Origin of the sequence: Cobetia sp. 4B, assembly GCF_018831605.1 — a bacterium.
GTDB classification, from domain to species: Bacteria; Pseudomonadota; Gammaproteobacteria; order Pseudomonadales; family Halomonadaceae; genus Cobetia; species Cobetia amphilecti.
The window spans coordinates 3,889,355-3,914,851 of record NZ_CP059843.1 but is presented as its reverse complement, the minus strand read 5'-3'; the positions used below and the strand labels follow the sequence as shown (position 1 = coordinate 3,914,851).

Below are 25,497 nucleotides of genomic sequence, written 5' to 3'. Positions count from 1 at the left end.
TGATCAACCCTCGAGGAAGGAGAGGTCCTCTTCCGTGCGACGTGTCAGTACCTCGACGCCGGTGGCGGTGACCAGCAGGGTGTGCTCCCACTGGGCCGAGAGGCTCTTGTCCTTGGTGACGGCTGTCCAGTCGTCCTTGAGGACCTTCACCTTGTAGCCACCGACATTGACCATCGGTTCGATGGTCAGGCACATGCCTTCCAGAAGCTCGGCGTCGGCACGGGCTTCGTAGCCGTCATAGTGCAGCACCTGCGGGTCTTCATGGAAGCCGGCGCCGATGCCGTGGCCGCAGAAGTCACGCACGACACTGTAGCCTGCCGCTTCGGCATGCTTCTGGATCGCGCGACCGATTTCTGACAGGCGTACGCCCGGACGTACCAGCTCGATGCCTTTATAGAGGCATTCCTGGGTGACGCGGCACAGACGCTCGGCCTGGATGCTCGGCTCGCCGACGATGTACATCTTCGAGGTGTCGCCGTGATAGCCGTCCTTGATCACGGTGATGTCGATGTTGAGGATGTCGCCTTTCTTGAGCTTCTTGTTGTCATCGGGGATGCCGTGACAGACCACGTGATTGATCGAGGTGCAGATCGATTTCGGGAAGCCGTGGTAGTTGAGCGGCGCCGGAATGCAGCCCTGAACTTCGGTGATGTGGTGGTGCGCGATGCGGTTGAGCTCGCCCGTGGTGACGCCGGGACGGACATGCTCGTCGAGCAGCTCCAGCACTTCAGCCGCCAGACGGCCGGCGACGCGCATCTTGTCGATTTCTTCAGCTGTCTTGATGGGAATGTTCATGAGGACTCGAGGCAGGAGATAAGAGGGATGAAACGCCGCCAGGCCGCGCGTGACGGGGGAATGGCGCGACGCATCGCATGCCGCGTCGGGCAGTGGCGACTTCATATCGTGGTCGAGCTATGGTATAAAGCCGCGCGCTTTCCTGCAAATTCTCCTCGATCGGCCACCTCCGGGCGCCTGGCCGAGGCGAGATTGAAGGACTGACGTACATAACCCCAATCCACACACGTTCCGTCACATGGTCCCGGGTGCCGCGCAAGCGGTCGGATCCATGGGGGACGTGGAGGCCCAACCCGATATCCAGGAGATATTCACATGGCGCAAGTCAACATGCGCGATCTGCTCAAGGCAGGCGCACACTTCGGTCACCAGACCAAGTACTGGAACCCGAAGATGTCCAAGTTCATCTTCGGCGCTCGCAACAAGATCCACATCATCAACCTCGAGCACACCCTGCCGGCGCTGAACGAAGCCGTGTCAGTGGTCGAGAAGATGGCTGCCAATGGCAACAAGATCATGTTCGTGGGCACCAAGCGCGCTGCCGGCAAGATCATCAAGGAAGAAGCTCGCAAGGCTGGCCAGCCGTACGTCAACCATCGCTGGTTGGGCGGCATGCTGACCAACTTCAAGACCATCCGTCAGTCCATCAAGCGCCTGCGTGAAATCGAGCAGATGCATGAAGACGGTACCTTCGCGAAGCTGACCAAGAAAGAAGTCCTGATGGCCACTCGTGAGCAGGACAAGCTCGAGCGCTCCATCGGCGGTATCAAGGACATGGGCGGCCTGCCGGACGCAATGTTCGTGATCGACGTTGACCACGAGCGCATCGCGATCAACGAAGCCAACAAGCTGGGCATCCCGGTCATCGGCGTCGTCGATACCAACTCCAACCCGGACGGCGTGGACTACGTCATCCCGGGTAACGATGACTCCATCCGCGCCATCCAGATCTATGTCCAGGCAATTGCAGGCGCCTGTGGCAAGAACAAGGAAGAAGAGCTGGCCGGTGAGTTCGTCGAAACTGCTTCTGAAGAAGACGCAGCAGAGTGATCCTGGCGGCTTGATCTGACTGTCACAAACGCTGCGCTACACTAAGTGCGGCATGGCCTAGCCAGGTGGCAGTCAGGTCAGGCAATGAGGGGGCCACGGCCCCCTTATTTGCGACCGTTCAGCGGTCGTGACCGAATTCCCGTATTCAAAGACGTCGACACGACAGAGGTTTCATCCCATGGCAGCTATCAGCGCATCTATGGTCAAGGAACTGCGTGAGCGTACTGCGCTCGGCATGATGGAATGCAAGAAGGCTCTTACCGAAGCCGGTGGCGACATCGAGCTGGCGATCGAGAACCTGCGCAAGAACTCCGGCCTGAAGGCCGCCAAGAAAGCTGGCCGCGTGGCCGCTGAAGGCGCCATCGTCATCAAGGTCGCCGACGACGCCAGCTACGGCGTGATGGTCGAAATCAACTCCGAGACCGACTTCGTCGCTCGTGATGACAATTTCAAGGCCTTCACCCAGCTGATCGCCGATCGTGTGTTCGCTACCAAGATCACCGACATCGCTTCCCTGATGGAAGGCGAGCTGGAAGACACCCGTGGTCAGCTGGTTCAGAAGATCGGTGAGAACATCTCCGTTCGTCGTGCCGAGCTGGTCGAAGCGCCGGCTGGCGGCGTCGTCGGTGGCTACGTCCACGGCGGCCGCATCGCTGCGCTGACCCTGCTGAACGGCGGTACTGGTGAAGCAGCCAAGGACGTCTCCATGCACGTCGCAGCCGTCAACCCGGTCTGTGCACGTCCGTCCGACATGCCGCAGGAACAGATGGACGCTGAAAAGGCCATCATCCTTGCTCAGCCGGACATGGCTGGCAAGCCGGCGGAAATCGCCGAGAAGATGTCCCAGGGTCGTCTGAAGAAGTACCTGGCTGAGAACAGCCTGACCGAACAGCCGTTCGTCAAGGATCCGAACCAGACCGTCGCCGAGTTCGTCAAGGCAGCCGGTGGTGAAGTGGTATCCTTCGTACGCATGGAAGTCGGTGAAGGTATCGAGAAGGAAGAAGTCGACTTCGCAGCTGAAGTCCGTGAGCAGGCCAGCCGCGCGTAAGGGCTGACTGTTTTCGCTTCTCATGATGGCGTGCGCATAGTCGCACGCCATCGTGTATCTGGCCCCCGCCTTCGGGCCGCCCCGTTCCCCGTATGTCAGTATCAGGAGAGATTCGCATGGCCACCATTTCCGCTGAACGCAATGCCAAGTACAAGCGCATACTGCTCAAGCTTTCCGGTGAGGCCCTGATGGGCGATGGCGATTTCGGCATCGACCCCAAGGTGCTGGATCGCATGGCGCTGGAAATCGGTCAGCTGGTGGGCATCGGCGTCCAGGTCGGCATCGTCATCGGTGGCGGCAACCTGTTCCGTGGCGCAGCCCTGCAGGAAGTCGGCATGGAGCGTGTGACTGGTGACCATATGGGCATGCTGGCGACCGTGATGAATGGTCTGGCGCTGCGTGATGCGCTGGAACGCTCCAACATCCGTTCACGCGTGATGTCTGCCATCCCGATGAGTGGCGTGGTAGAACATTATGATCGCCGTACCGCCATCCGTTATCTGACGTCTGGCGATGTGGTCATCTTCTCCGCCGGTACCGGCAACCCGTTCTTCACTACCGATTCCGCTGCCTGTCTGCGCGGTATCGAGATCGACGCGGATGCCGTCATCAAGGCAACCAAGGTGGATGGTGTCTACGACAAGGACCCGGTCAAGTTCCCGGATGCCGTGAAGTACGACAGCCTCAGCTACGATGATGCGCTGGACCAGAAGCTTGGCGTGATGGATTTGACCGCCATCTGCCTGGTACGTGACCATGACATGCCGGTGCGGGTGTTCAACATGAACAAGGCAGGCGCGCTGCTCAACCTGGTGGTGGGTGGCAAGGAAGGCACGCTGATTGATAGAGGGTAAGACTGTGATCAACGACATCAAGAAAGACGCCGAATCACGCATGAAGAAGACCATCGAGTCCCTCGGTGCCGCCTTCGGCAAGATCCGTACGGGTCGTGCGCATCCCAGCATCCTGGATGCCGTGACGGTCGATTACTATGGTAGCCAGGTACCGCTGAATCAGGTGGCCAACATCACCACCGAAGATGCGCGCACCCTGACTGTCGTGCCGTGGGAAAAGCCCATGGTGCCGAAGGTCGAGAAGGCCATCATGACTTCTGACCTGGGTCTCAACCCGTCCACCGCCGGTGACGTGATTCGCGTCCCGATGCCGATGCTGACGGAAGAGACGCGTCGCGGTTACACCAAGCAGGCGCGTGCAGAAGCGGAAAACGCCCGCGTGGCGCTCCGCAATGTGCGTCGTGACGCCAATGGCGACATCAAGAGCCTGCTCAAGGACAAGGACATCTCCGAAGACGATGCACGTCGCGGAGAAGACGAGATCCAGAAGCTGACCGACAAGTATGTGTCGGAAGTCGACAGTGCTCTGGAGCACAAGGAAACCGACCTGATGCAGGTCTGATCGGGTCTGCCGCCGGCGTTTGCCGGCGGCATCCGGTGCTCGTAGCGAGACCCCATGACGTCACCGAATTCCCCCTCCACGCCACGCCATGTGGCGATCATCATGGACGGCAACAACCGCTGGGCGAAGTCCCGCGGCTGGGCTGGCATACGCGGCCATCGCGCCGGTGCCGAAACCGTCCGCAGTACCATCCGTCGCGCTGCCGAGCAGGGCGTGGAAGTGCTGACCCTGTTCGCCTTCTCCAGTGAGAACTGGAAGCGCCCGGCCAATGAAGTCAGTGCGCTGATGGAGCTGTTTCTGCTGGCGCTCAAGCGCGAGGTCAAGAAGCTTCATCGCCACGATATCCGACTCTCGGTCATCGGCGAGCGCAGTCGTTTTTCCAATTCGATTCAAAAGCATATCCAGAGCGCCGAAGACATGACGCGCGGCAATCGCGGCATGCACGTGGTGATCTGCGCCAACTATGGCGGCCGTTGGGATATCGCCGAGGCCGCCCGACGTCTGGCGGAGCAGGTCGAGCGCGGCGAACTCAAGGCTGCGGATATCGACGAGTCACGTCTCGGGGCGGAAGTGTGCCTGAGTGAACTGCCGGAGGTGGATCTGTGTATCCGCACCAGCGGTGAGCAGCGCATCTCCAATTTCCTGATCTGGCAGCTGGCCTATGCCGAGTTCTATTTCTCGCCCGTACTGTGGCCTGATTTCGATGCGGCGGCCTTCGATGAAGCGCTCAGCGCCTACGCCCTGCGTCAGCGTCGTTATGGCATGACCAGCGAACAACTCGACGCCGAGGGGCTCTAGTGCTCAGACAACGAATCATCACCGCACTCATTCTCGCGCCGCTGGCGCTGTGGGGGCTGTTCGGCCTCGACGGTGCTGCCTTTGCCACCTTCACAGGGGCTGTCGTCGCGCTGGCCGCCTGGGAGTGGTCCAACCTGTCTGGCGTGCGTGCCGGTATGGCGCGTCTGCTGTTCCCGCTGGTGCTCAGCGTGCTGATGCTGCTGGTCTGGCAGTTCGATGGCGCTCTTGCGCGTTGGCCGCTGTATCTGGCGGCACTGGCATGGCTGGTCAATCTGCGCTGGGTAATGCGCTATCCGGCCGCCAGTCAGGAATGGCAGGCGACGGGCGTGCGGCTGGGCGTCGGCGTGCTGGCACTGCTGCCGACCTGGTTCGGCTTCGTGCAGCTCAAGGCCAGTGGCGGCGAGTGGCTGCTGTATGTGCTGCTGATGGTGTGGGCGGCGGATATCGGTGCCTACTTCTCCGGCAAGCGCTTCGGCAAGCGCAAGCTGGCGCCGCGCGTCAGCCCGGGCAAGTCCTGGGAGGGCGTCTACGGTGGTCTGGTGGCCACCGGCCTGCTGGCGACCGGCTATGCGCTGGCGGGGCTGGCCGACTGGCTGCCGCTGCTGCTGGTCACGCTGGGCGTGACCGCCGTCTCGGTGCTGGGTGACCTGCTCGAGAGCATGTTCAAGCGTCAGCGTCAGATGAAGGACTCAAGCCATCTGCTGCCCGGTCATGGTGGCGTGATGGATCGCATCGACAGCCTGACCGCAGCGGTGCCGCTGTTTGCCCTGCTGTTGCCGTGGGTGCTGGGAGGTGGTGCGTGAGCACGAATGTGAACGTGAACGTGAGCCACGAGACTCCTCATGAGGCGCCTGCGTTGCAGCGCATCACCATCCTTGGTGCGACCGGCTCCATCGGGTCCAGCACCCTGGATGTGATCGCGCGCCATCCCGAGCGCTATCGGGCGCATGCGCTCAGCGCTGCCACGCGTCACGAGGCGCTGCTGGAGCTGTGCCTGACGCATCGCCCGCAGGTGGTGGTGATCGCCTCGCGCGAGGCGGCTGCGTGGCTCAGTGAGGCGCTCAAGGGCGTCGAGAGCTATCAGGGCACGCCCATCGAGGTGCGCCATGGCGAGCAGGCGCTGGTCGACATCAGCGAGGCGCCTGAAGTCGATAGCGTGATGGCCGCCATCGTCGGTGCGGCTGGCCTGTTGCCGACACTGGCGGCTGTGCGGGCCGGCAAGCGCGTGCTGCTGGCCAACAAGGAAGCGCTGGTGTGTGCCGGGCAGCTGTTCATGGATGCGGTGAAGCAGCACGGGGCGACCCTGCTGCCGATCGATTCCGAGCACAACGCCATCTTCCAGTGCCTGCCGGCCCAGCATCGTGATGGCCTGGCGCCGATCGGTGTCGAGAAGCTGTTGCTGACCGCCTCCGGCGGCCCGTTCCGCGATGATGCCGAATGGCCTGCCGAGCGGCTGGCCACGGTGACGCCGGACGAAGCCTGCGCGCATCCCAACTGGTCGATGGGACGCAAGATTTCCGTCGATAGCGCCACCCTGATGAACAAGGGGCTGGAGCTGATCGAAGCCTGCTGGCTGTTCGCCTGCGGGCCGGACGACATTCAGGTGGTCGTGCATCCCCAGAGCGTGATTCACTCGATGGCGGCCTACAGCGATGGCTCGGTGCTTGCCCAGATGGGCAATCCGGACATGCGTACGCCGATCGCCTATGCGCTGGCATGGCCGGAGCGTATCGATGCCGGCGTCGAGCCGCTGGACCTGTTTCAGGTCGCGCGTCTCGATTTCCGTGCCGCCGACGAGACGCGCTTCCCGTGTCTGCGGCTGGCGCGCGAGGCCATCGCGGCAGGCGGCACCTGGCCTGCGGTGATGAATGCCGCCAATGAGGTGGCAGTGGCCGCCTTCCTCGAGGGTCGCCTGGCCTTCGATCGAATCCCGGCAGTGGTGCAGGCCGTCATGCAGGCGCGTCCGCCACTGGCGGTGGATGGCCTCGGGGTGATTCTCGCCGAAGACGCGGCGGCGCGTGAGCTGGCTGCCGCCGAGTTGGCCCTCGCCGGGCCCTGAAATCCTATCTTGCACTGTCTTGTCACTTTCTTCGTGAGCGTGGCAAGGCAGGCTGCCCATCTCGGGCACCAATCTCCAGGAGCGCGTGATGGGTGTGATCCAGAATATTCTTGCCGTGATCGTCGTGTTGGGGGTGTTGATCACCATCCATGAGTACGGTCATTTCTGGGTCGCGCGTCGTTGCGGCATCAAGGTGCTGCGCTTCTCCATCGGCTTCGGCAAACCCTTCTGGTCGTGGACCGATCGCCACGGCACCGAGTATGGGATCGCCGCCATCCCGCTGGGTGGCTACGTCAAGATGCTGGATGAGCGCGAGGGGCCGGTCGATCCGGCCGAGCGTCATCTGGCCTTCAATACCAAGTCGGTGTGGAAGCGTATCGCCGTCGTCTCGGCGGGCCCGCTGGCCAACTTCCTGCTGGCCATCGTCGCCTACTGGGCGCTGTTCGTCGCTGGTACCACCACGGTGGTGCCGATGGTCGGTGCCGTGGCACCGGACTCGCCGGCTGGCCGCGCCGGCCTTGCGCCGAAGACCGAGATCGTCGCCATCAATGGTCAGGCCACTCCCTCGTGGGATGAGGTCAACCTGCGCTTGATCAGTGCAATCGGCGATGACAGCCTGACGCTCACCACACGTGCCGAAGTTGCCAGCGCCACGCGCGAGCAGTCCCTCGACGTGACACGCTTCCTGGTCGATCAGGATCCGCCGCGTCCGCTGGTGACGCTGGGCATCACGGCCTGGCGTCCTCAGTTGCCGGCGGTGCTGGGACGTGTGCTGGACGGCGGCGCCGCTCAGGCGGCAGGCCTGCAGGCCGGTGACCGCATCGTCAGCATCGATGGCTCCCTGGTGGTCGACTGGATCGATTTCGTCGAGCACGTGCGCGGTGCGCCGGGTGAGACGCTGTCGGTACTGGTGGCACGTGATGGCAAGGAAGAGACACTGTCACTGACACCTGCCAGCAATTCGCTCGATGACGGGCGTGTGGTGGGGCAGGTCGGTGCCGGCGTCGAGAACGTCAGCTGGCCCGAGCAGTATCAGCGCGAGCTCAGCTTCGGGCCGCTGGCGGCAGTCGGCCAGGCCGTCGGCAAGACCGGCGAGATGACGGTGCTGACGCTGGATTCGATCCGCAAGATGCTGGTCGGTCTGATCGCACCGTCCAATCTGTCTGGCCCGATCACCATCGCGCGTATCGCCGGTGACACGGCGCGCTCCGGCCTCGAGGCCTTCCTCGGCTTCATGGCCTACCTCTCCATCAGCCTGGGTGTCCTCAACCTGCTGCCGATTCCGGTGCTGGATGGCGGTCACCTGCTGTTCTATCTGGTGGAAGCCGTGCGCGGCAAACCACTTTCGCAAGAGGTCCAGAATGCGGGGCTGAAGATCGGCATGGCGCTGGTCGGTTCCCTCATGCTGATGGCCATCTACTTCGATCTCATGCGTCTTTGGTGACGGATTCGGGGAGCCATCAGCACGTGATGGCTCCCGCAGGATGAACCGAATCTGAACTGTCGATGCCCATGGGGGTCAATTCATTGCACGGGCTGGTCAATGCGATCAACTCCCGTCATCATGCCCACACGACTTCGGCCCCGATTGCCGATCCTCACTCGTAGCTGTCTTGTCAGTTGCAGGGGGTTGTGTATAAGGTGCCTGTTCACCCAAGCGGGCGGAATCCAGAGAAGCGAAGCGACTGCATGAAACTCAAGACCATTGGATTGGCAGCTGCGCTGCTCGGGGCCAGTCAGGGCGCCTTGGCCGCATCTTTTAAAATTTCGGACATCCGGGTAGAGGGCCTCCAGCGCGTGTCTGCGGGCACCGTCTTCAACGCCTTCCCCGTCTCCGCGGATCAGAATGTGGAAGAAGAGGACCTGTCCTCGGCTGCGCGTCAGCTGTTCGACACGGGCCTGTTCGACGACATCCGCCTCAAGCGTGATGGCGATGTCCTGATCATCGATGTGGTCGAGCGTCCGACGATCTCCAAGATCGAGATTGACGGCAACTCGCAGATTCCCGACGAAGACCTGCGCAAGGGCCTCAAGGAAGCAGGGCTGGCCGAGGGTCAGGTTCTGCAGCGCTCCACGCTGGAAGAGATGCAGCGTGAGCTCGAGCGTGTCTACCAGGCTCAGGGCCGCTACAGCGCGCGTATCGAGACCTCCGTCGAGGAACTCGAGCGCAACCGCGTACAGGTCAACATCGACGTCAAGGAAGGCGCGATCGCCAAGATTCATCAGATCAACATCGTCGGCAACGATGCCTTCGATGACGAGACCCTGCGCGAACAGCTGGAGCTGGAAGACAAGCCGAGCTGGTTCTTCGGCTGGTTCTCCGATGATGAATACTCGCGTGAGAAGCTGACCGGCGATATCGAGACCCTCAAGTCCTGGTATCTCGATCGCGGTTACGTCAACTTCCAGGTGCGCTCGACCCAGGTGTCCATCTCGCCGGACAAGTCCGAGATCTTCGTCACCATCAACGTCGATGAAGGCAAGCCGTACAAGATTGGCAATATCGGCTTTGCCGGTGACCTGAAGATGAAGGAAGAGCGTGCCCGCGATCTGGTCAAGCTCGCCCCGGATGCCCTCTATTCCCAGCGAGATGTGACCGCTTCCAGCGAGGCGCTGCGCCAGGCACTGGGTGCCGACGGCTTCGCCTTCGCCAAGGTCAACGCGGTGCCGGAGGTCAACGAAGAGAGCGATACCGTCGATCTGACCTTCGCGGTCGACCCTGGCAAGCGTGCCTACGTGCGTCGCATCAACTTCAAGGGCAACACCACCACCGCAGACGAAGTGCTGCGTCGTGAGATGACCCAGCTGGAAGGTGCACCGGCCTCCACCGACAAGATCAAGCAGTCCAAGCAGAAGCTTGAGCGCCTCGGCTTCTTCAAGCAGGTCGATGTCGACACGCGTCCTGTCGCCGGCGAGCCGGACCAGCTGGACGTCAACTACAACGTCGAGGAGCAGCCGTCAGGCTCGATCTCGGCGTCGGTCGGTTTCTCCCAGGGTGACGGTGTCATCTACGGGGTGGGCCTGTCGCAGAAGAACTTCCTGGGCACCGGTAACGAAGTCAACATCAACGCCCAGAAGTCGGATGACTACACCAACGTCAGCTTCGGCTATACCGACCCGTACTGGACGCTGGATGGCATCTCGCGCGGCTACAACATGTTCTACCGCAAGGTGGACTACGACGATGATGACGACGTCGCCAGCTACGCGACCGACAGCTTCGGTGGCGGGATCAACTTCGGTTACCCGATCAATGAGCTGTCACGTCTGAACTTCGGCGGCGGTTACGAGTTCGTGCGCGTCAAGGACTTCGACGACAGTCCGGCGGAGGTCACCCAGTTCATCGAGGATGAAGGCGAAGACTTCAACCTCTACAAGCTGACGGCCAGCTGGTCTCGCAACAACCTCAACCGTGGCATTCTGCCCACGGCGGGCAGCTCTCAGCTGCTGTCGCTGGAAGTGGCGGTGCCGGGCTCCGATGCGGATTACTACAAGCTCCGCTACAAGGGATCCAAGTACTTCGAGCTGAGTCAGGACTGGTCACTCAAGTTCCGTACCGAGCTGGGCTATGCCAACTCGTTCTCCGGCGATACCTATCCGTTCTTCAAGAACTTCTATGCCGGCGGTCTGGGCAGCGTGCGTGGCTACAGCTCCAATACCCTGGGGCAGTCCACCACCGAACAGAACGATGGTGACGACGATACCATCGGCGGCAACATCCTGATCGAAGGTGGGGTGGACCTGATCTTCCCGATGCCCTTCATCAAGGACAAGCGCTCGGTGCAGCCGTCGTTCTTCGTCGATGCCGGTAACACCTATCTGACGTCGTGCTACGACGTGAGCTCCAGTGACACCAGCAGCTGTGAGAGCGGTGTCGACCTGGGTGAGCTGAATTACAGTGCCGGTATCGGCCTGTCGTGGATCACGCCGGTAGGCCCGCTGACCTTCAGTGTCGCCCAGCCGATCGGTGACGATGACGACGATGACACCGAGATCTTCCAGTTCTCGCTGGGCCAGACCTTCTAAGGCCGTACGAGGCCGCACCCGCTTGAGCCGGTGCGGCCTTCGTCACGACCACCGGCGACGCTGTCCCTGTTCCGTCGCCGGTCCTCGCACCGTCGGTCGCTGAGTCATCAGTGACTGAACAACAGGCCTACAAGGAGTTTGTGTGATGCGTAAATTGACCCGCGCCCTGTGTCTGGCTGGTGGCCTTGCCGCCATGGCGACTCCGATGCTGGCACAGGCCACCGAAGTCGCGGTCCTCGACTGGCGCCAGGCGCTGTTGAGTTCCGACTCGGCCAAGATTTCCATGAACCAGCTCAAGAATCAGCTGGCCGGCAAGCAGGACCAGGCCAAGGCACTCGCCAAGGAACTGGAATCCCTGCAGGCCAAGCTGCAGAAGGACGGCGCCGTGATGTCCGACTCCGAGCGTCAGTCCGTGCAGCAGCAGCTGCGCCAGAAGGGCGGCCAGTTCCAGCAGCTGCGTGGCCAGGTCCAGCAGCAGCAGCAACAGGCGGAGCAGACCTTCCTCAAGCAGTCCAAGCCGAAGCTCGACAAGGCCATCCAGCAGGTCGTCGACAAGCATGGCATCGAGCTGCTGGTCGACCGCAATGCGACGGTCTACAGCAAGGACGGTATGGACCTGACCAATGAAGTGACTCAGGTGTTCAACTCGCTCAACTGAGTGCATCCCGCGCGCGCAAGCGTGCGGGATGTGTTGCATCCGAGCATGCCAACGCGAATGCGAGCCAGAGGCGCTCAGCGCCCAGAGACAGAATGAAAAAGCGACAATTCTCTTACACTCTCGAGGATCTGGCTCAGCGGCTGGGCGCTCGTCTCGTCGGTGACCCGGCTGTCCGGGTCACCGGCCTGTCGACGCTGGTCGATGCTGAGCCCGGCGATATCGCCTTCCTCGCCAATCGCGCCTACCTCAAGTATCTCGGGGAAACCGCCGCGACTGCCGTGCTGCTGCATGAAAGCCATCTTGAAGAGTGCAAGGGCAATGCCCTCGTGCTGGACAATCCGTATCTGGCCTACGCTGAGCTGTCGCGTCTGTTCGATCCGCTGGCGGTCGAGCCTCAGGCGAGCGTGCATGCCAGTGCCGTCATCGACGAGACCGCAACCCTGGGGGCCAGTGTCGAGGTCGGCCCGCAGGTCGTGATCGGTCCGGGTGTCAGCATCGGCGACAACACGCGCATTCACGCCGGTTGCGTGATCGGGGCTGACAGCGTGCTGGGCGAGGGCTGTCTGCTGCACCCCAATGTCACGCTCTATCATGGCGTGGTGATCGGGGCGCGTGCGGTACTCCACAGCAGCTGCGTGATCGGCGCCGATGGCTTCGGCTTTGCCCACGATGGCAAGGGCTGGCACAAGATCGCCCAGCTCGGCGGCGTGCTGATCGGCGATGATGTCGAAGTCGGCAGCTGCACCAGCATCGATCGTGGCGCGCTCGGCGACACCATCATCGGCAATGACGTCAAGATCGACTCCCAGGTCCAGATCGCGCACAACGTGCAGATCGGTGACCACTCGGCGCTGGCGGGCTGTGTCGGCATCGCCGGCTCCACCAAGGTCGGTCGCTACTGTCTGATGGGCGGCGGTGTGGGTCTGGCGGGCCACCTGGAGATCGCCGATGGCGTGCAGGTGACCGGCATGAGTCTGGTGACCAACTCCATCACCAAGCCGGGCGTCTATTCCTCCGGTACTGGCGCGATGGACAACGGCCTGTGGCGCAGAAATGCTGTACGTTTCAAGCAGTTGGATCAGTTGGCGCGACGCTTGAATCAGGTCGAGAAGAGTTTGAAGGACAAGTAGTACTGCAAGCCCGGGTAGTACCTGTCCAGAGCAGAGTCTCGCACCTGCTTGGCGCACTGTCGGGCAATGAGCGGCTGCCAGCCACGCGCAAGGACGCTATAATGCGCGCCATTGCCCGAACGGCGGTCCGGACCGTCATTACATGCCTGCCCGCGAGCGGCAGGCATTTCGTTATTTCAGAGGTTGCAAGCCAATGGTTATGGACGTCAACGAGATCCGTGAGTATCTCCCGCACCGCTATCCTTTCCTGCTGATCGATCGTGTCATGGACCTGACCCTTGGCGAGTTCATCGTCGCGCGCAAGAACGTCAGCATCAATGAGCCGTTCTTCAATGGTCACTTCCCGGAGCACCCGATCATGCCGGGCGTTCTGATCGTGGAAGCCATGGCTCAGGCGGCGGGTATTCTCGGCTTCAAGACCGTCGACAAACGTCCCGCCGATGGCTACATCTATTATCTCGTCGGAAGCGACAATGTGCGCTTCAAGCGCCCGGTGATGCCGGGTGACCAGCTCGAGATCAGCGCCCGCGTGCTGCGCGAGAAGCGTGGCATCTGGAAATTCGCCTGTCAGGCCAAGGTCGACGGCGATCTGGTCTGCGAGGCCGAAATCATCTGTGCCGAGAGGAAGGTCGCTTGATACATCCTACTGCCATTGTCGATCCCGGCGCCCGCCTGGCCGATGATGTCGAGGTCGGCCCGTTCTGCGTGATCGGGGCTGATGTCGAGATCGGCGCTGGCACGGTGGTGGGGCCGCATGTCGTCATCAAGGGCACCACCGTCATCGGTGAGCGCAACCGTATCTTCCAGTTCGCGTCAGTGGGCGAGGACTGTCAGGACAAGAAGTACGCCGGTGAGCCGACGCGCCTGGAAATCGGGGATGACAACGTCATCCGCGAGGGCGTGACCCTGCATCGCGGCACCGTCCAGGATGCCAGCCTCACGCGTATCGGCAGTCGCAACCTGTTCATGGCCTACTCGCATGTCGGCCATGACTGCATCATCGGTGACGACTGCATCATGGCCAATCAGGCGACGCTGGGTGGTCATGTCCATCTCGGCAACCACGTCATCCTGGGTGGCCTGTCGGCGGTGCATCAGTTCTGCCATATCGGCGAACATGCCATGGCGGGTGGTGGCTCCATCATCACCAAGGACATCGCGGCCTTCGTGATGGTCAATGGCCATCCGGCGGAAGCGCATGGTCTCAACAGCGTCGGCCTCAAGCGTCGTGGCTTCAGTCGCGAGACCATCTCCGCGCTGAACACGGCCTACAAGACGGTCTTCCGTCAGGGTCTGACGCTGGCCCAGGCCCTCGAGCAGCTGGAAGCCGAGCCGCCGCTGGCCGAGCGCGATGTCTTCATCGCCTCGCTCAAGGCGTCCACTCGCGGCCTGACTCGCTGAGCATGCGCATCTACCTGGTAGCCGGGGAGCTCTCCGGTGACATCCTCGGTGCCAGCCTGATGCGCGCGCTCAAGGCGCGCTATCCCGATGTCGAGTTCCGTGGCATCGGCGGCCCGCGCATGCAGGCCGAGGGCTTCGACAGCCTCTATCCGCTGGAAACCCTGTCGGTGATGGGGCTGGTCGAGGTGCTCAAGCATCTGCCGGCGCTGATCAAGGTGCGTCGCCATCTGTTGCGCGATGCCCTTGAGTGGCAGCCCGACGTGATGATCGGTATCGATGCCCCGGACTTCAATCTGGGGCTCGAGCTGCGCCTGCGCAAACGCGGCATCACCACCGCGCACTACGTCAGTCCCTCCGTGTGGGCCTGGCGTCAGGGGCGCGTGAAGACCATTCGCCGTGCCGTCGATCGCATGCTGACCTTCCTGCCCTTCGAGGCCGCCTTCTATCGTGAGCATCAGGTGCCGGTGACCTTCGTCGGCCATCCGCTGGCCGATGAGTTGCCGCTCGAGGATGATCGCGCTGCTGCCCGTGGGCAGTTGGGGATCGACCCGGAAGTGCAGCTGCTGGCGGTATTGCCGGGCTCCCGCGCCAACGAGATCCGCTTTCTCGGCGAGACCTTCCTGGCCGCCATCGAGCGTCTCTGTCAGCGTTATCCCGGCCTTGAGGTGGTGATCCCGGCGGCCACGCCGCTGCGGCGCACCGAGCTCGAGTCCCTGATGGCGGAGCGTGAAGGCCTGGATCGCAGCCGCATCCATCTGGTGGATGGCCAATCGCGTGAAGCGATGACCGCTGCCGATGCCGTACTGCTGGCTTCCGGCACGGCGGCGCTCGAATGTCTGCTCTGTCATCGCCCGATGGTGGTGGCCTATCGCATGGCGCCGATGACACATCGCATCGCGCGGCATATGGTCAAGACCGAGTGGATTTCCCTGCCCAATCTGATCGCCCGCGAGACGCTGGTGCCGGAGCTGATCCAGGACGCCGCCACGCCGGAGTCCATCGAGGAAAGCCTTGCGCCATTGCTGTCGCGTGCCGCCGGTGACGTCGCCCGCCAACGAGAACTGCGTGAGCGCTTCACCGCCATGCATCGTGAACTGACCTGTGATGCCAGCGCCGCGGCCGCCATCGCCATCGGTGAACTGGCCGGACGCTGATCCCGCGTGTCGCCGCCAGACATTGCGCTACCCTTGATTGAATCACCTCGACAGGCAGATCGCATTGGCGCTCTGCCTGTTGTCTTACGCCTCGAGATATCATGACCGACTCTGCCGACAGCCACGCCACTACGCCTTCTGCGCGCAAGCGTAAACCCGCCGATGATTTTCCGCCGCTGGTGATTCCCTATCAGGGGCAGTTGCTGGCCGGTATCGACGAGGTCGGGCGTGGGCCGCTGGTCGGCCCGGTGGTGGCGGCAGCGGTGATTCTGGACCCGAATGACCCCATCGAGGGCATCACGGACTCCAAGAAGCTCAGCGAGAAGAAGCGTCTGGCCCTCTACGAGCAGATTCGGGCCCGTGCCTGGGCGTGGGCGATCGCCGAGGCCACCAGCGACGAGATCGATGAGCTGAACATCTATCAGGCCACGCACCTGGCCATGCGTCGCGCCATCGATGCACTGGGCGTGCGCCCGGAATACCTGCTGGTGGATGGCAACCGCCTGCCGGGACACGAGATTCCCGGCATGGCGGTGGTGAAGGGCGACCTGCGCCACGCTGCCATCGGCGCGGCCTCGATTCTGGCCAAGGTGCATCGCGACGCCCAGATGGCGGCGCTGGATTCACACTTCCCCGCCTATGGCTTCGCGCGCCACAAGGGCTACCCGACCCGCGAGCATCAGGCCGCCATCGAGGAACATGGCATCCTCACCCTTCATCGCAAGAGCTTCGGACCGGTCAAGCGGCTGTTCATGTCGGGGCACGTGCCACAGGCCGTGCCGCCAGACGCGCTGATCGCGCTTCCGGCCCCGCAGGCAGCGACGCCAGAGCCGAGCGAGGCGAGCCAGCAGCCCACGGCAAAAAAGCCGCCAGCCGTGGTCTGACTGATGCCAGTGAGACCACGGCATCCCCGTCAGTCGAGCCTGCCCGGGCGGATGCTGCGCCTTCAGATGCCATGCCTTCAGACGATGGCGCTGACAGGCTATCCTTGAAGCCCGAGCCCGAGCCTTCAGCCTCGCAGCCGCCGCCGGCACCCGCAGCGACGACAGCACCCGCCGCAACCGAATCCTTCACCGTCACGCCGACTTCACGAGCCGATTCCATGACCACGCCCTTTGTTCACCTGCGCGTTCACACCGAGTTCTCCCTCGTCGATGGTCTGCCCGGCGTCAAGCCGCTGATCAAGGCGACCGCCGCGGCGGGCCAGCCGGCTGTCGCGGTGACTGACGAGGCCAACCTGTTCGGGCTGGTCAAGTTCTATTCCAATGCGCGCGCTGCCGGCATCAAGCCGATCATCGGTGCCGACATGTGGCTGATCAATCCCCAGGATGCCACGCGCCCGTATCGCCTCACGCTGCTGGCGATGAACGACACCGGCTATCGCAACCTCACCGAGCTGATCTCGCGCGGCTGGACCGATGGCCAGAAGCAGGACCGCGCCTACCTCGAGAAACAGTGGATCTTCGAGCAGGCCGAGGGCCTGATCGTGCTGTCCGGTGGTCGTGAAGGCGAGATCGGCCGTCATCTGCTGTCGGACCACGAAGACAGCGCCCGGGCACTGCTCGGTGAGTGGAAGGCGGTGTTCGGGGATCGCTTCTATCTGGAGCTGACCCGCACTCAGCGTCAGTACGAGGAAGAGTGCCTGCACCTGTCGGTGGCGCTGGCCGAGGCCACCGATACGCCGGTGGTCGCCACCAATGATGTGCGCTTCCTCAAGCGCGAGGACTACTGGGCCCACGAGACGCGCGTCTCCATCGGCGAAGGCAAGGCGCTGGATGACCCGCGGCGCGAGACCCGCTACAGCGATGAGCAGTACCTGAAGAGCGCCGAGGAGATGAGCGAGCTGTTCTCCGACATTCCCGAAGCGCTCGAGAACAGCGTGCTGATCGCGGCGCGCTGCTCGGTGACCGTGCAGCTGGGCACCTACTTCCTGCCCGAGTTCCCGGTGCCGGAAGGCATGACGATGGACCAGTTCTTCCGCAAGGTCTCGCATGATGGCCTGACGGAGCGCCTCGACAAGCTGTATCCGCACGCCAGGCATCCGCGCGACAGCGAGGCCTGGGCCGAGATCGAGCAGCGCTACCGCACGCGGCTGGACTTCGAGCTCGACATCATCCTGCAGATGGGCTTCCCCGGTTACTTCCTGATCGTCATGGACTTCATCCAGTGGGGCAAGGACAACGGCGTGCCGGTCGGCCCGGGGCGTGGTTCCGGTGCCGGCTCGCTGGTGGCCTACGCCCAGAAGATCACCGATCTGGACCCGCTGGAATATGACCTGCTGTTCGAGCGCTTCCTGAACCCGGAACGTGTCTCCATGCCCGACTTTGACGTCGATTTCTGCATGGAGAAGCGTGACCGCGTGATCGATTACGTGGCCGAGCGCTATGGGCGCAACGCGGTCTCGCAGATCGTCACCTTCGGCACCATGGCCGCCAAGGCCGTGGTGCGTGACGTGGCGCGTGCCCAGGGCAAGCCTTACTCGCTGGGTGACAAGCTCTCCAAGCTGATTCCCTTCGAGGTCGGCATCACGCTCGAGAAGGCCATCGAGCAGGAGCCGCAGCTCAAGGATTTCATCGACAACGACGAGGAAGCCCAGGAAATCTGGGAGATGGCGCTCAAGCTCGAGGGCACCACGCGCGGCACCGGCAAGCACGCCGGCGGCGTGGTGATCGCGCCGACCAAGCTGACCGACTTCGCGCCGCTGCTGTGTGATGAAGACGGCAGCGGTCTGGTGGTCCAGTTCGACAAGAACGACGTCGAGGAGGCCGGGCTGGTCAAGTTCGACTTCCTGGGTCTGCGCACCCTGACCATCATCGACTGGGCGACCGAGATGGTCGACAAGATCCGTGAGCGGGAAGGGCTGGCGCCGCTAGATATCGATGACATCCCGCTGGATGACGCCAAGACCTTCGACATGCTGCAGAAGGCGGAGACGACGGCCGTCTTCCAGCTGGAATCCCGCGGCATGAAGGAGCTGATCAAGAAGCTCAAGCCCGACTGCCTGGAAGACATGATCGCCCTGGTGGCCCTGTTCCGTCCCGGTCCGCTGCAGTCCGGCATGGTGGATGACTTCATCAACCGCAAGCACGGCCGTTCCGAAGTGTCTTATCCACACCCGGATTACCAGCATGAGCTGCTCAAGCCGGTACTGGAGCCGACCTACGGCATCATCCTGTACCAGGAGCAGGTCATGCAGATCGCGCAGGTGCTGGCCGGCTATACGCTGGGTCAGGCCGACATGCTGCGCCGCGCGATGGGCAAGAAGAAGCCGGAAGAGATGGCCAAGCAGCGCGCCGGCTTCATGGAAGGGTGTGCGGGCAAGGGCATCGACAAGGACCTCGCCGGCAACATCTTCGACCTGGTGGAGAAATTCGCCGGTTACGGCTTCAACAAGTCGCACTCGGCGGCCTATGGCCTCGTCTCCTACCAGACCGGCTGGCTGAAGGCGCACTATCCGGGGCCGTTCATGGCCGCGGTGATCTCGACCGAGATGCAGACCATCGAGAAGGTGGTGCCGCTGATCGAGGAGTGCCGCCATATCGGCCTCACGGTCACGCCGCCAGATGTGAACATCGGCGGCTACAAGTTCACCGTCGACCTGGAAGGGCGCGTCGTCTACGGCCTGGGCGCCATCCGTGGCGTCGGCGAGGGCCCGATCGATGCCATCGTCAGCGCGCGCGCCGAGGGTGGCCCGTTCAGCGACATCTTCGATTTCTGCAAGCGCATCGACGCCAAGAAGATCAACAAGCGCACCCTGGAAGCGCTGATCCGCTCCGGCGCGCTGGACAACATCGGCCCGTCGCGTGCGGTGCTGATGCTGGCGGTGGAGGATGCGCTCAAGGCCGCCTCCCAGAATCACGCCAACAACGATGTCGGCATTACCGACATGTTCGGCGATGCCTTCAGCGAGCCGGAAACCGATGTCTACGCCGGCTATCGCAAGGCGCGCGAGTGGACCGACAAGGAGCGCCTCACCGGCGAGAAGGACACGCTGGGGCTCTATCTGACCGGCCACCCCATCGATGAATACGAGGGTGAGCTCAAGCGCTTCATCAATGCACGCATCAGTGACCTCAAGCCGTCGCGTGAGCCGCAGCGCATCGCCGGGCTGGTGATCGCCATGCGCACCATGAAGTCCAAGCGGGGCGACACCATGGCCTTCGTGACCCTGGATGACCGCACCGGGCGCATCGAGGCCTCGATGTTCGGTGAGCTCTACGATCAGGTGCGCAACAAGCTGGTGCCTGACAGCGTGGTGATCGTCGAGGGCGAGGTCAGCCAGGATGACTACTCCGGTGGCCTGCGTCTGCGCGGCAAGGACGTCACGCCGATCATCGATGCGCGGGCGCGCTTCGGTGAGGCGGTCGAGATGAGTATCGCCGCCGAGGATATCGGCGGTCGCTTCACCCAGCAGCTGACCACCTTGCTGACGCCGCATCTGGCCAGCGAAGGCCTGCCGATGCGCCTGCGTTATCGCAACGCCGCGGCGGAGGCCTGGCTGGAGCTGGGCGAGCAATGGCGCGTTGCGCCCAGTGATGAGTTGTTGATCCAGCTGGGTGAGGTGGAAGGCCAGCGCGGTGTGCGCCTCAAGTACCGTGACTGAGGTGCTGGCCCGCAGGATGGTGCCTGTCTCGCCAAGCGGTGGGGCAGGCGCAGCACCGAGATGAGCGGCGTGGGCGCAGAGTTAATCCACGCCTAACAGGCGGGCAAGGTTTGCACCTGTCGAACAGGGTGCGATAATGCCTGTCCATCTTTTCCGTACCCAATTCCATGCCGACTGTGACCGCCGCGAGCCACAGATCGCCTGAGCGTGTGCTCAGGGGGAGTGACCCGGCCGACTCGCTTTCCTGGCTGCCCGAGACGACGAACGAAACGCCTTATGAATCCCAATTATCTGGACTTTGAACAGCCGATCGCCGAGCTGCAGGCCAAGATCGAGGAACTCCGTCTGGTCGGTAACGACTCCCAGGTCAACCTGTCTGACGAGATCGCTCGCCTGCAGGAAAAGAGCACCAAGCTCACCGAGTCCATCTTCAAGGACCTCGGCGCCTGGCAGGTATCTCAGCTGGCACGTCACCCGCAGCGCCCGTATACCCTCGATTACCTCGAGAATCTGTTCACGGACTTCGATGAGCTGCACGGCGACCGTCACTACGCGGACGACGAGGCGCTGGTCGGCGGTATCGCGCGTCTCGACGACAAGCCGGTGATGGTGATCGGTCACCAGAAAGGCCGCGACGTGAAGGAAAAGGTGCGTCGCAACTTCGGCATGCCGCGTCCGGAAGGCTACCGCAAGGCCTGCCGTCTGATGGAAATGGCCGAGCGTTTCAAGATGCCGATCCTGACCTTCATCGACACTCCGGGAGCCTATCCGGGCATCGGTGCCGAGGAGCGCGGTCAGTCCGAGGCCATCGCCTACAACCTGGCGGTGATGTCTCGCCTCAAGACGCCGATCATCTCCACCGTCATCGGTGAGGGTGGTTCCGGCGGCGCACTGGCCATCGGCGTGTGTGACGAGCTGAACATGCTGCAGTACTCCACCTACTCGGTGATCTCGCCGGAAGGTTGCGCCTCCATCCTGTGGAAGAGCGCCGAGCGTGCCGCCGATGCCGCTGATGCGATGGGCATCACTGCCTCGCGCCTCAAGGAGCTGGGCTTCGTCGACAACCTGATCAAGGAGCCGCTGGGTGGCGCGCACCGCAACCCGCAGTCCGCTGCCGACAGCATCAAGGCCGCGCTGGGCGAAGGTCTGGAGCGTCTTGGCGCCCTGGATACCGATGCCCTGCTGAAGCGTCGTTACCAGCGCCTGATGAGCTACGGCGCCCCGGCATGATCCCGGTGCCTCTCGCGTGATGCGCGATCGGCTCATGCCCGCGTGACCAGGACGCCTCCGGATTCTTCCGGGGGCGTTCTTGCGTTCAGGGCCGGCGTTTTCTCCTCCACTTCCTTTTCTCCTCCACTTCCTTCATCCGCTTCGCGACAGGAGCCCGACATGTCTCTGTCCCCCTCACTGGATTCGCTGTGCCTGCGTGCTCAACCGCTGAGCGAGATGGCGGAGTCGCGCGCACTCGTTGCCGTGCGCGAGGCGCTCGAGGCAAGCGATGCCAGGCGCACGGTGTGGATCGCGCTCTCGGGCGGGCTGGATTCGGTGATGCTGGCGCGGCTGGCGGCACGCGCGGTCAAGGACTGCCCACGTCGACTGCGGCTGGTGCATGTGCATCACGGCCTGCAGGCGGCCAACGATGATTTCGAGCAGCTGGCGCGCAGGCTGGCCTCGCGCCTCGGTCTACCGCTTAGCGTGCGTCATCTGGCGCTGGCGGAGACAGCACTCAAGTCGCGAGGACTGGAGGCGGCAGCGCGCGAAGGGCGGCTGGCGGCACTGAGCGCCTGTCTGGCGGCGGGGGATAGCCTGTGGCTGGCGCAGCATCAGGATGATCAGGCCGAGACGCTGTTGCTCAACGCGCTGCGTGGCAGTGGCGGGCGCGGGCTGGCGGCCATGCCGCCTGAGCGGGCGCTGGCCGTGGGCGAGGCGTTCCCCGGGCGAGGCCAGCCCGCCCATGGGCGGGCACGACTACTCCGGCCGCTGTTGGGCATCCCGCGCCATGAAATCCAGACATTGGCGAGCCAGCAGGGCTTGCTGGCCGGGCGCGACTGGTGCGAAGACCCCAGCAATGTCGATCAGCAGTTTGATCGCAACTACCTGCGCCACAGTGTCGTGCCGCTGCTGCAGGCGCGCTGGCCGCAGGCCGTGGCCAGCCTGGCGCGTTCGGCGCAGCAGTTGCAGGAAGAGCAGTCCTTGCTTGATGAGCTGGCGGCCGAGCTGTTGGCGAAGGTTCAGGTGTCAGGCGCGGAGCGCCTGGCTCAGAGACAAGGACAGGAGCAGGGGCAGGGTCTGAATCAGAGACTTATTCAGGGCCTGGATCAGGGGCGGGCGCAAGAGACGCAGCTGTCACTGGCGGAGCTGGCAGGCTTGAGTGAGTCACGTCAGCGGTTGGTCCTGCGCCATCTATGCCAGTCGCGTGGCTGGCCGGTGCCGCCGCGGGGGCGCTTGATGAGCCTGCAGCAGTTGATCGCCACGCCGCCCGACTCGGTGGCCAAGGTGTGCTGGGCCAACGCCGAATACACCGTCAGCGTGCGCGCGTGGCGCGGCCAGCTGTGGTGGCAGGTGTCAGATACCGTTATTGAGCAGGGTGTGTGTCATCGACAAGGCGATACCGGCTACGCGAGAAGTGGTCGCCAACCCGGAGAGACGCCACCCTCTGAGTGGGATGCTGAGGCGCGCAAGGCATGGCGGGCGCTGGGAAGGGATGAGCAGCATGTTGCCTTCACATCGCGTCAGCCGGGAGATGTACTGCGAGTGGCAGGGCGGGGGCGGCGCGATATCAAGCGTTTGCTGCAGGAGGCCGACATCCCGCCGTGGCAGCGTGACCAGTTGCGTGTGGCACGCATGCACGACGGGACTGTCGCGGGGCTGTGGCATCCCTCGCGGGGCTGGTGGCTACTGGCCGCACTCACATAGCAGTGAGGCCAGCGGGCGGTCTCGCCGATGTCTTGCGCAGTGCTCGCTCAGGCATCGGCCAGTGTCAGCGTCATGCCGGCGGCTTTCTGCAGCTCGCTTTCCTGGCTGAGGTCATCGTTGATCAGGCTGTGATCGCGATATTCCTCGGTCAGATTGAGCGTCAGGTCGTCGCCTTCGGCGCTGAGGTGCATGCCGAGCACCGGTGCTTCCGAGCGTGAATGGTTAAGCATCACCGCCATGCGCAGCAAGCGTGCCAGACGCGCCAGACGCGGTTGCTGCGGCTCCGGCAGCGCCGCCAGTTCGTTCTTGGGAAACTTGCGACGGTGGGCGCGGACCAGGAAGGCCAGCGCGCGCTGTTCCGGACGCGAGAAGCCGAGCAGGTCGGAATGCTCGAGCAGGTAGGCGCCATGGCGATGGAACTGGCTGTGGGAAATCGCCTGGCCGACTTCGTGGAGGTCAGCGGCCCAACTCAGCAGCTGACGTGACGTCGCCCCCAACGCCCAGTCGCCGGCGACCTGATCGAACAGCTGCAGGGCGGTGTCGCGCACATTGCTGGCGTGGCGGGTATCGATGCCGTAACGACGCTGCAGCGACTCGATGGCCGACAGACGTGAATCCTCCGGCGTGTTGCGCCCGATCAGATCGAACAGCACGCCTTCACGCAGCGCGCCGTCGGAGTAGCGCATCTGCTCCAGTCCCAGTGCCTCGAAGACGCCGCACAGGATGGCGATGCCCGCCGGGAAGACGGTGGCGCGATCGCTCTTCAGGCCCGGCAGGCTGACCTTGTCGAGACGCTTGAACTCCAATAGCGCCGCGCGCAGCTTGTGAAGCCCTTCACGTGTGACCACGCCATGCGGGGCCCAGCCGTGCGCTTCCAGCACGTTGGCGGCGGCCTTGATGGTGCCCGAGGAGCCGACCGGGTCATCCCAGCCCATCTCGCGATAGGTGCGCTGGATGCTGGCCAGTTCCGAGCGTGCGGCCAGCTCGGCGCGGCGCATGCGCTTCTCGCTGATCTCGCCGTCCTGGAAGAAGGCCTTGGTATAGGCGACGCAGCCCATGTGCAGGCTTTCCAGCAGCTGGGGCTCGAATTGCTCACCGATGATGAACTCGGTGGAACCGCCGCCGATATCGACGATCAGGCGCTTGCCGTGCACATCGGCCAGTGCATGCGCCGCGCCCAGATAGATCAGGCGGGCTTCTTCGCGCCCGGCGATGATCTCGATGGGATGCCCCAGCAGAGCCTCGGCACGCTCGATCAGTTCTTCACTGTTATGCGCGGCGCGCAGGGCGTTGGTGCCCACGACCCGCAGATGGTCGGCCTCGATGCCATCGATGAAGGGCGCGAACTGGGCGAGGCAGTTGAGGGCGCGCTCCATGGCTTCTTCGCTGAGCATGCCGTCTTCGTCCAGCCCTGCCGCCAGCTGGACCTTCTCACCCTGCTTGGCCACGACCTGCAATTGCCCCGCCTGGTGGTTGGCCAACAACAGGTGGAAGCTGTTGGAACCCAGATCGATGGCGGCCAGCTTCAGCAGCGGGGCCTCATTGCCGGCGCTGCCTTCATCAGAGGCGGCGGGTTGCGGGTGCTGGGAGGGTGCTGATTCACTCAAGGGCGGAGTCCTTTACGGCGGGTCATTCATGGCAGGCATCATGCACTGCCTCCTTCACGCCAACTCCTGCGACGGCTTCCTTGCGTAGCGACCATGGCGCAATGAAGTTGTCGTGAGCGTGGGCGGTCACCGGGCGCGAGCCTGCTGCGGGAAGATGACGCTGGCAGCAGGTCGCGGCGGCGACTCTCGCAAGATTGCGGCGACTGGCCAGAGGTGTCAAACCGGTGGCACACACGGCGCCATCACCACGAGGGGCTGGCGGCACATTCAGCGCATGGGGCATGCTATTCTAGCGGCGTGATATGACAGAACGACGAAGTCGCGGGTCATCATCACGCTCAATGAGTCGCAAGCCATCACGCAGCACAATCAGCAAGACCAACCGGGTCTGGGAGATAACGTCGCGATGAGCGAACGTGTGGTACCGATTGCAGAAAGGGACTTCGAATCCGTGGTGCTGGAGAGCGAGCATCCGGTGCTGGTGGATTTCTGGGCTTCCTGGTGCGGGCCGTGCAAGAGCGTGGCACCGACGCTGGAATCCCTGGCCGAGGAATACGAAGGGCAGCTCAAGATCGTCAAGGTCGATGTCGATGAAGCTCCCGAGCTTGCCGCCCGCTTCGGCGTGCGCGGTGTGCCGACATTGATGCTGTTTGTGGGCGGCAATGTCGAAGCCAGCAAGGTGGGCGCCATGCCGCGCGCGCAGCTGGCAGCCTTTCTGGATGCCAATCTGTGAATCGGGCCTTGCCGCCGTCGGGTGCCTTGAGACGCCAGTGAAAGCGTCATGTCAGCGGCGGCTATCGCAGCACTGGCTGGCCGGTGGTGAGCGCTTCAGGCAG

20 protein-coding genes and 1 pseudogene are annotated in these 25,497 nt (G+C 63.3%); 19 read left to right on the top strand and 2 right to left on the bottom strand.

Going from position 1 to position 25,497, the window contains the following annotated elements:
- Nucleotides 1-3: 3 nt before the first annotated feature.
- Nucleotides 4-795, bottom strand: a complete 792-nt coding sequence (gene map, locus H2O77_RS16005; RefSeq protein ID WP_043333030.1) for a type I methionyl aminopeptidase — start codon at nucleotides 793-795, stop codon at nucleotides 4-6.
- Nucleotides 796-1,110: 315 nt separating this feature from the next.
- On the opposite strand from map, the gene rpsB reads away from it, so the two are divergent.
- The 18 genes and pseudogenes from rpsB to tilS all read left to right on the top strand — a co-directional run bounded on the left by rpsB (nucleotide 1,111) and on the right by tilS (nucleotide 23,054).
- On the top strand, nucleotides 1,111-1,845 hold the full coding sequence (gene rpsB, locus H2O77_RS16000; RefSeq protein ID WP_043333027.1) for a 30S ribosomal protein S2: 735 nt from the start codon (nucleotides 1,111-1,113) through the stop codon (nucleotides 1,843-1,845).
- Nucleotides 1,846-2,023: 178 nt separating this feature from the next.
- Entirely contained in the window at nucleotides 2,024-2,893 is an 870-nt protein-coding gene (tsf, locus tag H2O77_RS15995) for a translation elongation factor Ts (protein WP_215823529.1), read from the top strand.
- Nucleotides 2,894-3,009: 116 nt separating this feature from the next.
- Nucleotides 3,010-3,747, top strand: a complete 738-nt coding sequence (pyrH, locus tag H2O77_RS15990; protein ID WP_225347344.1) for a UMP kinase — start codon at nucleotides 3,010-3,012, stop codon at nucleotides 3,745-3,747.
- Nucleotides 3,748-3,751: 4 nt separating this feature from the next.
- Nucleotides 3,752-4,309 carry a ribosome recycling factor gene (gene frr / locus H2O77_RS15985; RefSeq protein WP_215823528.1) on the top strand — a complete coding sequence of 186 codons (558 nt, stop codon included), beginning with the start codon at nucleotides 3,752-3,754 and terminating at the stop codon, nucleotides 4,307-4,309.
- Nucleotides 4,310-4,363: 54 nt separating this feature from the next.
- Nucleotides 4,364-5,107, top strand: coding sequence for a polyprenyl diphosphate synthase (uppS, locus tag H2O77_RS15980; protein ID WP_043333020.1), 744 nt, complete (start codon nucleotides 4,364-4,366; stop codon nucleotides 5,105-5,107).
- Entirely contained in the window at nucleotides 5,107-5,910 is an 804-nt protein-coding gene (locus H2O77_RS15975) for a phosphatidate cytidylyltransferase (protein WP_054556524.1), read from the top strand. Before uppS ends, H2O77_RS15975 begins: the two co-directional genes overlap by 1 nt.
- 53 nt (nucleotides 5,911-5,963) lie before the next feature.
- Entirely contained in the window at nucleotides 5,964-7,166 is a 1,203-nt protein-coding gene (ispC, locus tag H2O77_RS15970) for a 1-deoxy-D-xylulose-5-phosphate reductoisomerase (protein ID WP_215824646.1), read from the top strand.
- Between the two features lie 88 nt (nucleotides 7,167-7,254).
- Nucleotides 7,255-8,610, top strand: a complete 1,356-nt coding sequence (gene rseP / locus H2O77_RS15965; protein ID WP_215823527.1) for a sigma E protease regulator RseP — start codon at nucleotides 7,255-7,257, stop codon at nucleotides 8,608-8,610.
- Between the two features lie 245 nt (nucleotides 8,611-8,855).
- Nucleotides 8,856-11,192, top strand: a complete 2,337-nt coding sequence (gene bamA / locus H2O77_RS15960; RefSeq protein WP_192839168.1) for an outer membrane protein assembly factor BamA — start codon at nucleotides 8,856-8,858, stop codon at nucleotides 11,190-11,192.
- Between the two features lie 145 nt (nucleotides 11,193-11,337).
- On the top strand, nucleotides 11,338-11,850 hold the full coding sequence (locus H2O77_RS15955; RefSeq protein WP_043333014.1) for an OmpH family outer membrane protein: 513 nt from the start codon (nucleotides 11,338-11,340) through the stop codon (nucleotides 11,848-11,850).
- 92 nt (nucleotides 11,851-11,942) lie between these two features.
- The gene (gene lpxD / locus H2O77_RS15950; RefSeq protein ID WP_215823526.1) at nucleotides 11,943-12,980 is read left to right on the top strand and encodes a UDP-3-O-(3-hydroxymyristoyl)glucosamine N-acyltransferase; all 1,038 of its coding nucleotides are present in this window, start codon (nucleotides 11,943-11,945) and stop codon (nucleotides 12,978-12,980) included.
- Between the two features lie 193 nt (nucleotides 12,981-13,173).
- Nucleotides 13,174-13,617, top strand: coding sequence for a 3-hydroxyacyl-ACP dehydratase FabZ (gene fabZ / locus H2O77_RS15945; protein ID WP_043333010.1), 444 nt, complete (start codon nucleotides 13,174-13,176; stop codon nucleotides 13,615-13,617).
- On the top strand, nucleotides 13,614-14,381 hold the full coding sequence (lpxA, locus tag H2O77_RS15940; protein ID WP_043333008.1) for an acyl-ACP--UDP-N-acetylglucosamine O-acyltransferase: 768 nt from the start codon (nucleotides 13,614-13,616) through the stop codon (nucleotides 14,379-14,381). Before fabZ ends, lpxA begins: the two co-directional genes overlap by 4 nt.
- A gap of 2 nt (nucleotides 14,382-14,383) precedes the next feature.
- Nucleotides 14,384-15,535, top strand: coding sequence for a lipid-A-disaccharide synthase (lpxB, locus tag H2O77_RS15935; protein ID WP_054556523.1), 1,152 nt, complete (start codon nucleotides 14,384-14,386; stop codon nucleotides 15,533-15,535).
- A 101-nt stretch (nucleotides 15,536-15,636) separates the two neighbouring features.
- A pseudogene (rnhB, locus tag H2O77_RS15930) lies at nucleotides 15,637-16,281 on the top strand (ribonuclease HII); the annotation flags it as partial.
- Between the two features lie 356 nt (nucleotides 16,282-16,637).
- Nucleotides 16,638-20,138, top strand: coding sequence for a DNA polymerase III subunit alpha (gene dnaE, locus H2O77_RS15925; protein ID WP_215823524.1), 3,501 nt, complete (start codon nucleotides 16,638-16,640; stop codon nucleotides 20,136-20,138).
- A gap of 276 nt (nucleotides 20,139-20,414) precedes the next feature.
- A complete protein-coding gene (gene accA, locus H2O77_RS15920) occupies nucleotides 20,415-21,368 on the top strand; it encodes an acetyl-CoA carboxylase carboxyl transferase subunit alpha (protein WP_215823523.1) in 954 nt (317 codons plus the stop codon).
- Between the two features lie 159 nt (nucleotides 21,369-21,527).
- Nucleotides 21,528-23,054, top strand: a complete 1,527-nt coding sequence (tilS, locus tag H2O77_RS15915; RefSeq protein ID WP_215823522.1) for a tRNA lysidine(34) synthetase TilS — start codon at nucleotides 21,528-21,530, stop codon at nucleotides 23,052-23,054.
- A gap of 47 nt (nucleotides 23,055-23,101) precedes the next feature.
- Here tilS and ppx read toward each other — a convergent pair whose 3' ends face one another.
- Nucleotides 23,102-24,586 (bottom strand): exopolyphosphatase, encoded by a 1,485-nt coding sequence (gene ppx / locus H2O77_RS15910; protein WP_215824645.1) that lies wholly within the window; start codon nucleotides 24,584-24,586, stop codon nucleotides 23,102-23,104.
- Nucleotides 24,587-25,067: 481 nt separating this feature from the next.
- On the opposite strand from ppx, the gene trxA reads away from it, so the two are divergent.
- Nucleotides 25,068-25,394, top strand: coding sequence for a thioredoxin (trxA, locus tag H2O77_RS15905; protein WP_043332999.1), 327 nt, complete (start codon nucleotides 25,068-25,070; stop codon nucleotides 25,392-25,394).
- Nucleotides 25,395-25,497 lie beyond the last annotated feature (103 nt).

Bases quoted from the DNA above. Each gene is read 5' to 3' on its own strand.
- bamA (WP_192839168.1), top strand. From the start codon at position 8,856: ATGAAACTCAAGACCATTGGATTGGCAGCTGCGCTGCTCGGGGCCAGT.
- lpxB (WP_054556523.1), top strand. From the start codon at position 14,384: ATGCGCATCTACCTGGTAGCCGGGGAGCTCTCCGGTGACATCCTCGGT.
- map (WP_043333030.1), bottom strand. From the start codon at position 795: ATGAACATTCCCATCAAGACAGCTGAAGAAATCGACAAGATGCGCGTC.
- uppS (WP_043333020.1), top strand. From the start codon at position 4,364: ATGACGTCACCGAATTCCCCCTCCACGCCACGCCATGTGGCGATCATC.
- accA (WP_215823523.1), top strand. From the start codon at position 20,415: ATGAATCCCAATTATCTGGACTTTGAACAGCCGATCGCCGAGCTGCAG.
- fabZ (WP_043333010.1), top strand. From the start codon at position 13,174: ATGGTTATGGACGTCAACGAGATCCGTGAGTATCTCCCGCACCGCTAT.
- trxA (WP_043332999.1), top strand. From the start codon at position 25,068: ATGAGCGAACGTGTGGTACCGATTGCAGAAAGGGACTTCGAATCCGTG.
- tsf (WP_215823529.1), top strand. From the start codon at position 2,024: ATGGCAGCTATCAGCGCATCTATGGTCAAGGAACTGCGTGAGCGTACT.
- dnaE (WP_215823524.1), top strand. From the start codon at position 16,638: ATGACCACGCCCTTTGTTCACCTGCGCGTTCACACCGAGTTCTCCCTC.
- rseP (WP_215823527.1), top strand. From the start codon at position 7,255: ATGGGTGTGATCCAGAATATTCTTGCCGTGATCGTCGTGTTGGGGGTG.
- rpsB (WP_043333027.1), top strand. From the start codon at position 1,111: ATGGCGCAAGTCAACATGCGCGATCTGCTCAAGGCAGGCGCACACTTC.
- pyrH (WP_225347344.1), top strand. From the start codon at position 3,010: ATGGCCACCATTTCCGCTGAACGCAATGCCAAGTACAAGCGCATACTG.
- H2O77_RS15955 (WP_043333014.1), top strand. From the start codon at position 11,338: ATGCGTAAATTGACCCGCGCCCTGTGTCTGGCTGGTGGCCTTGCCGCC.
- tilS (WP_215823522.1), top strand. From the start codon at position 21,528: ATGTCTCTGTCCCCCTCACTGGATTCGCTGTGCCTGCGTGCTCAACCG.
- lpxD (WP_215823526.1), top strand. From the start codon at position 11,943: ATGAAAAAGCGACAATTCTCTTACACTCTCGAGGATCTGGCTCAGCGG.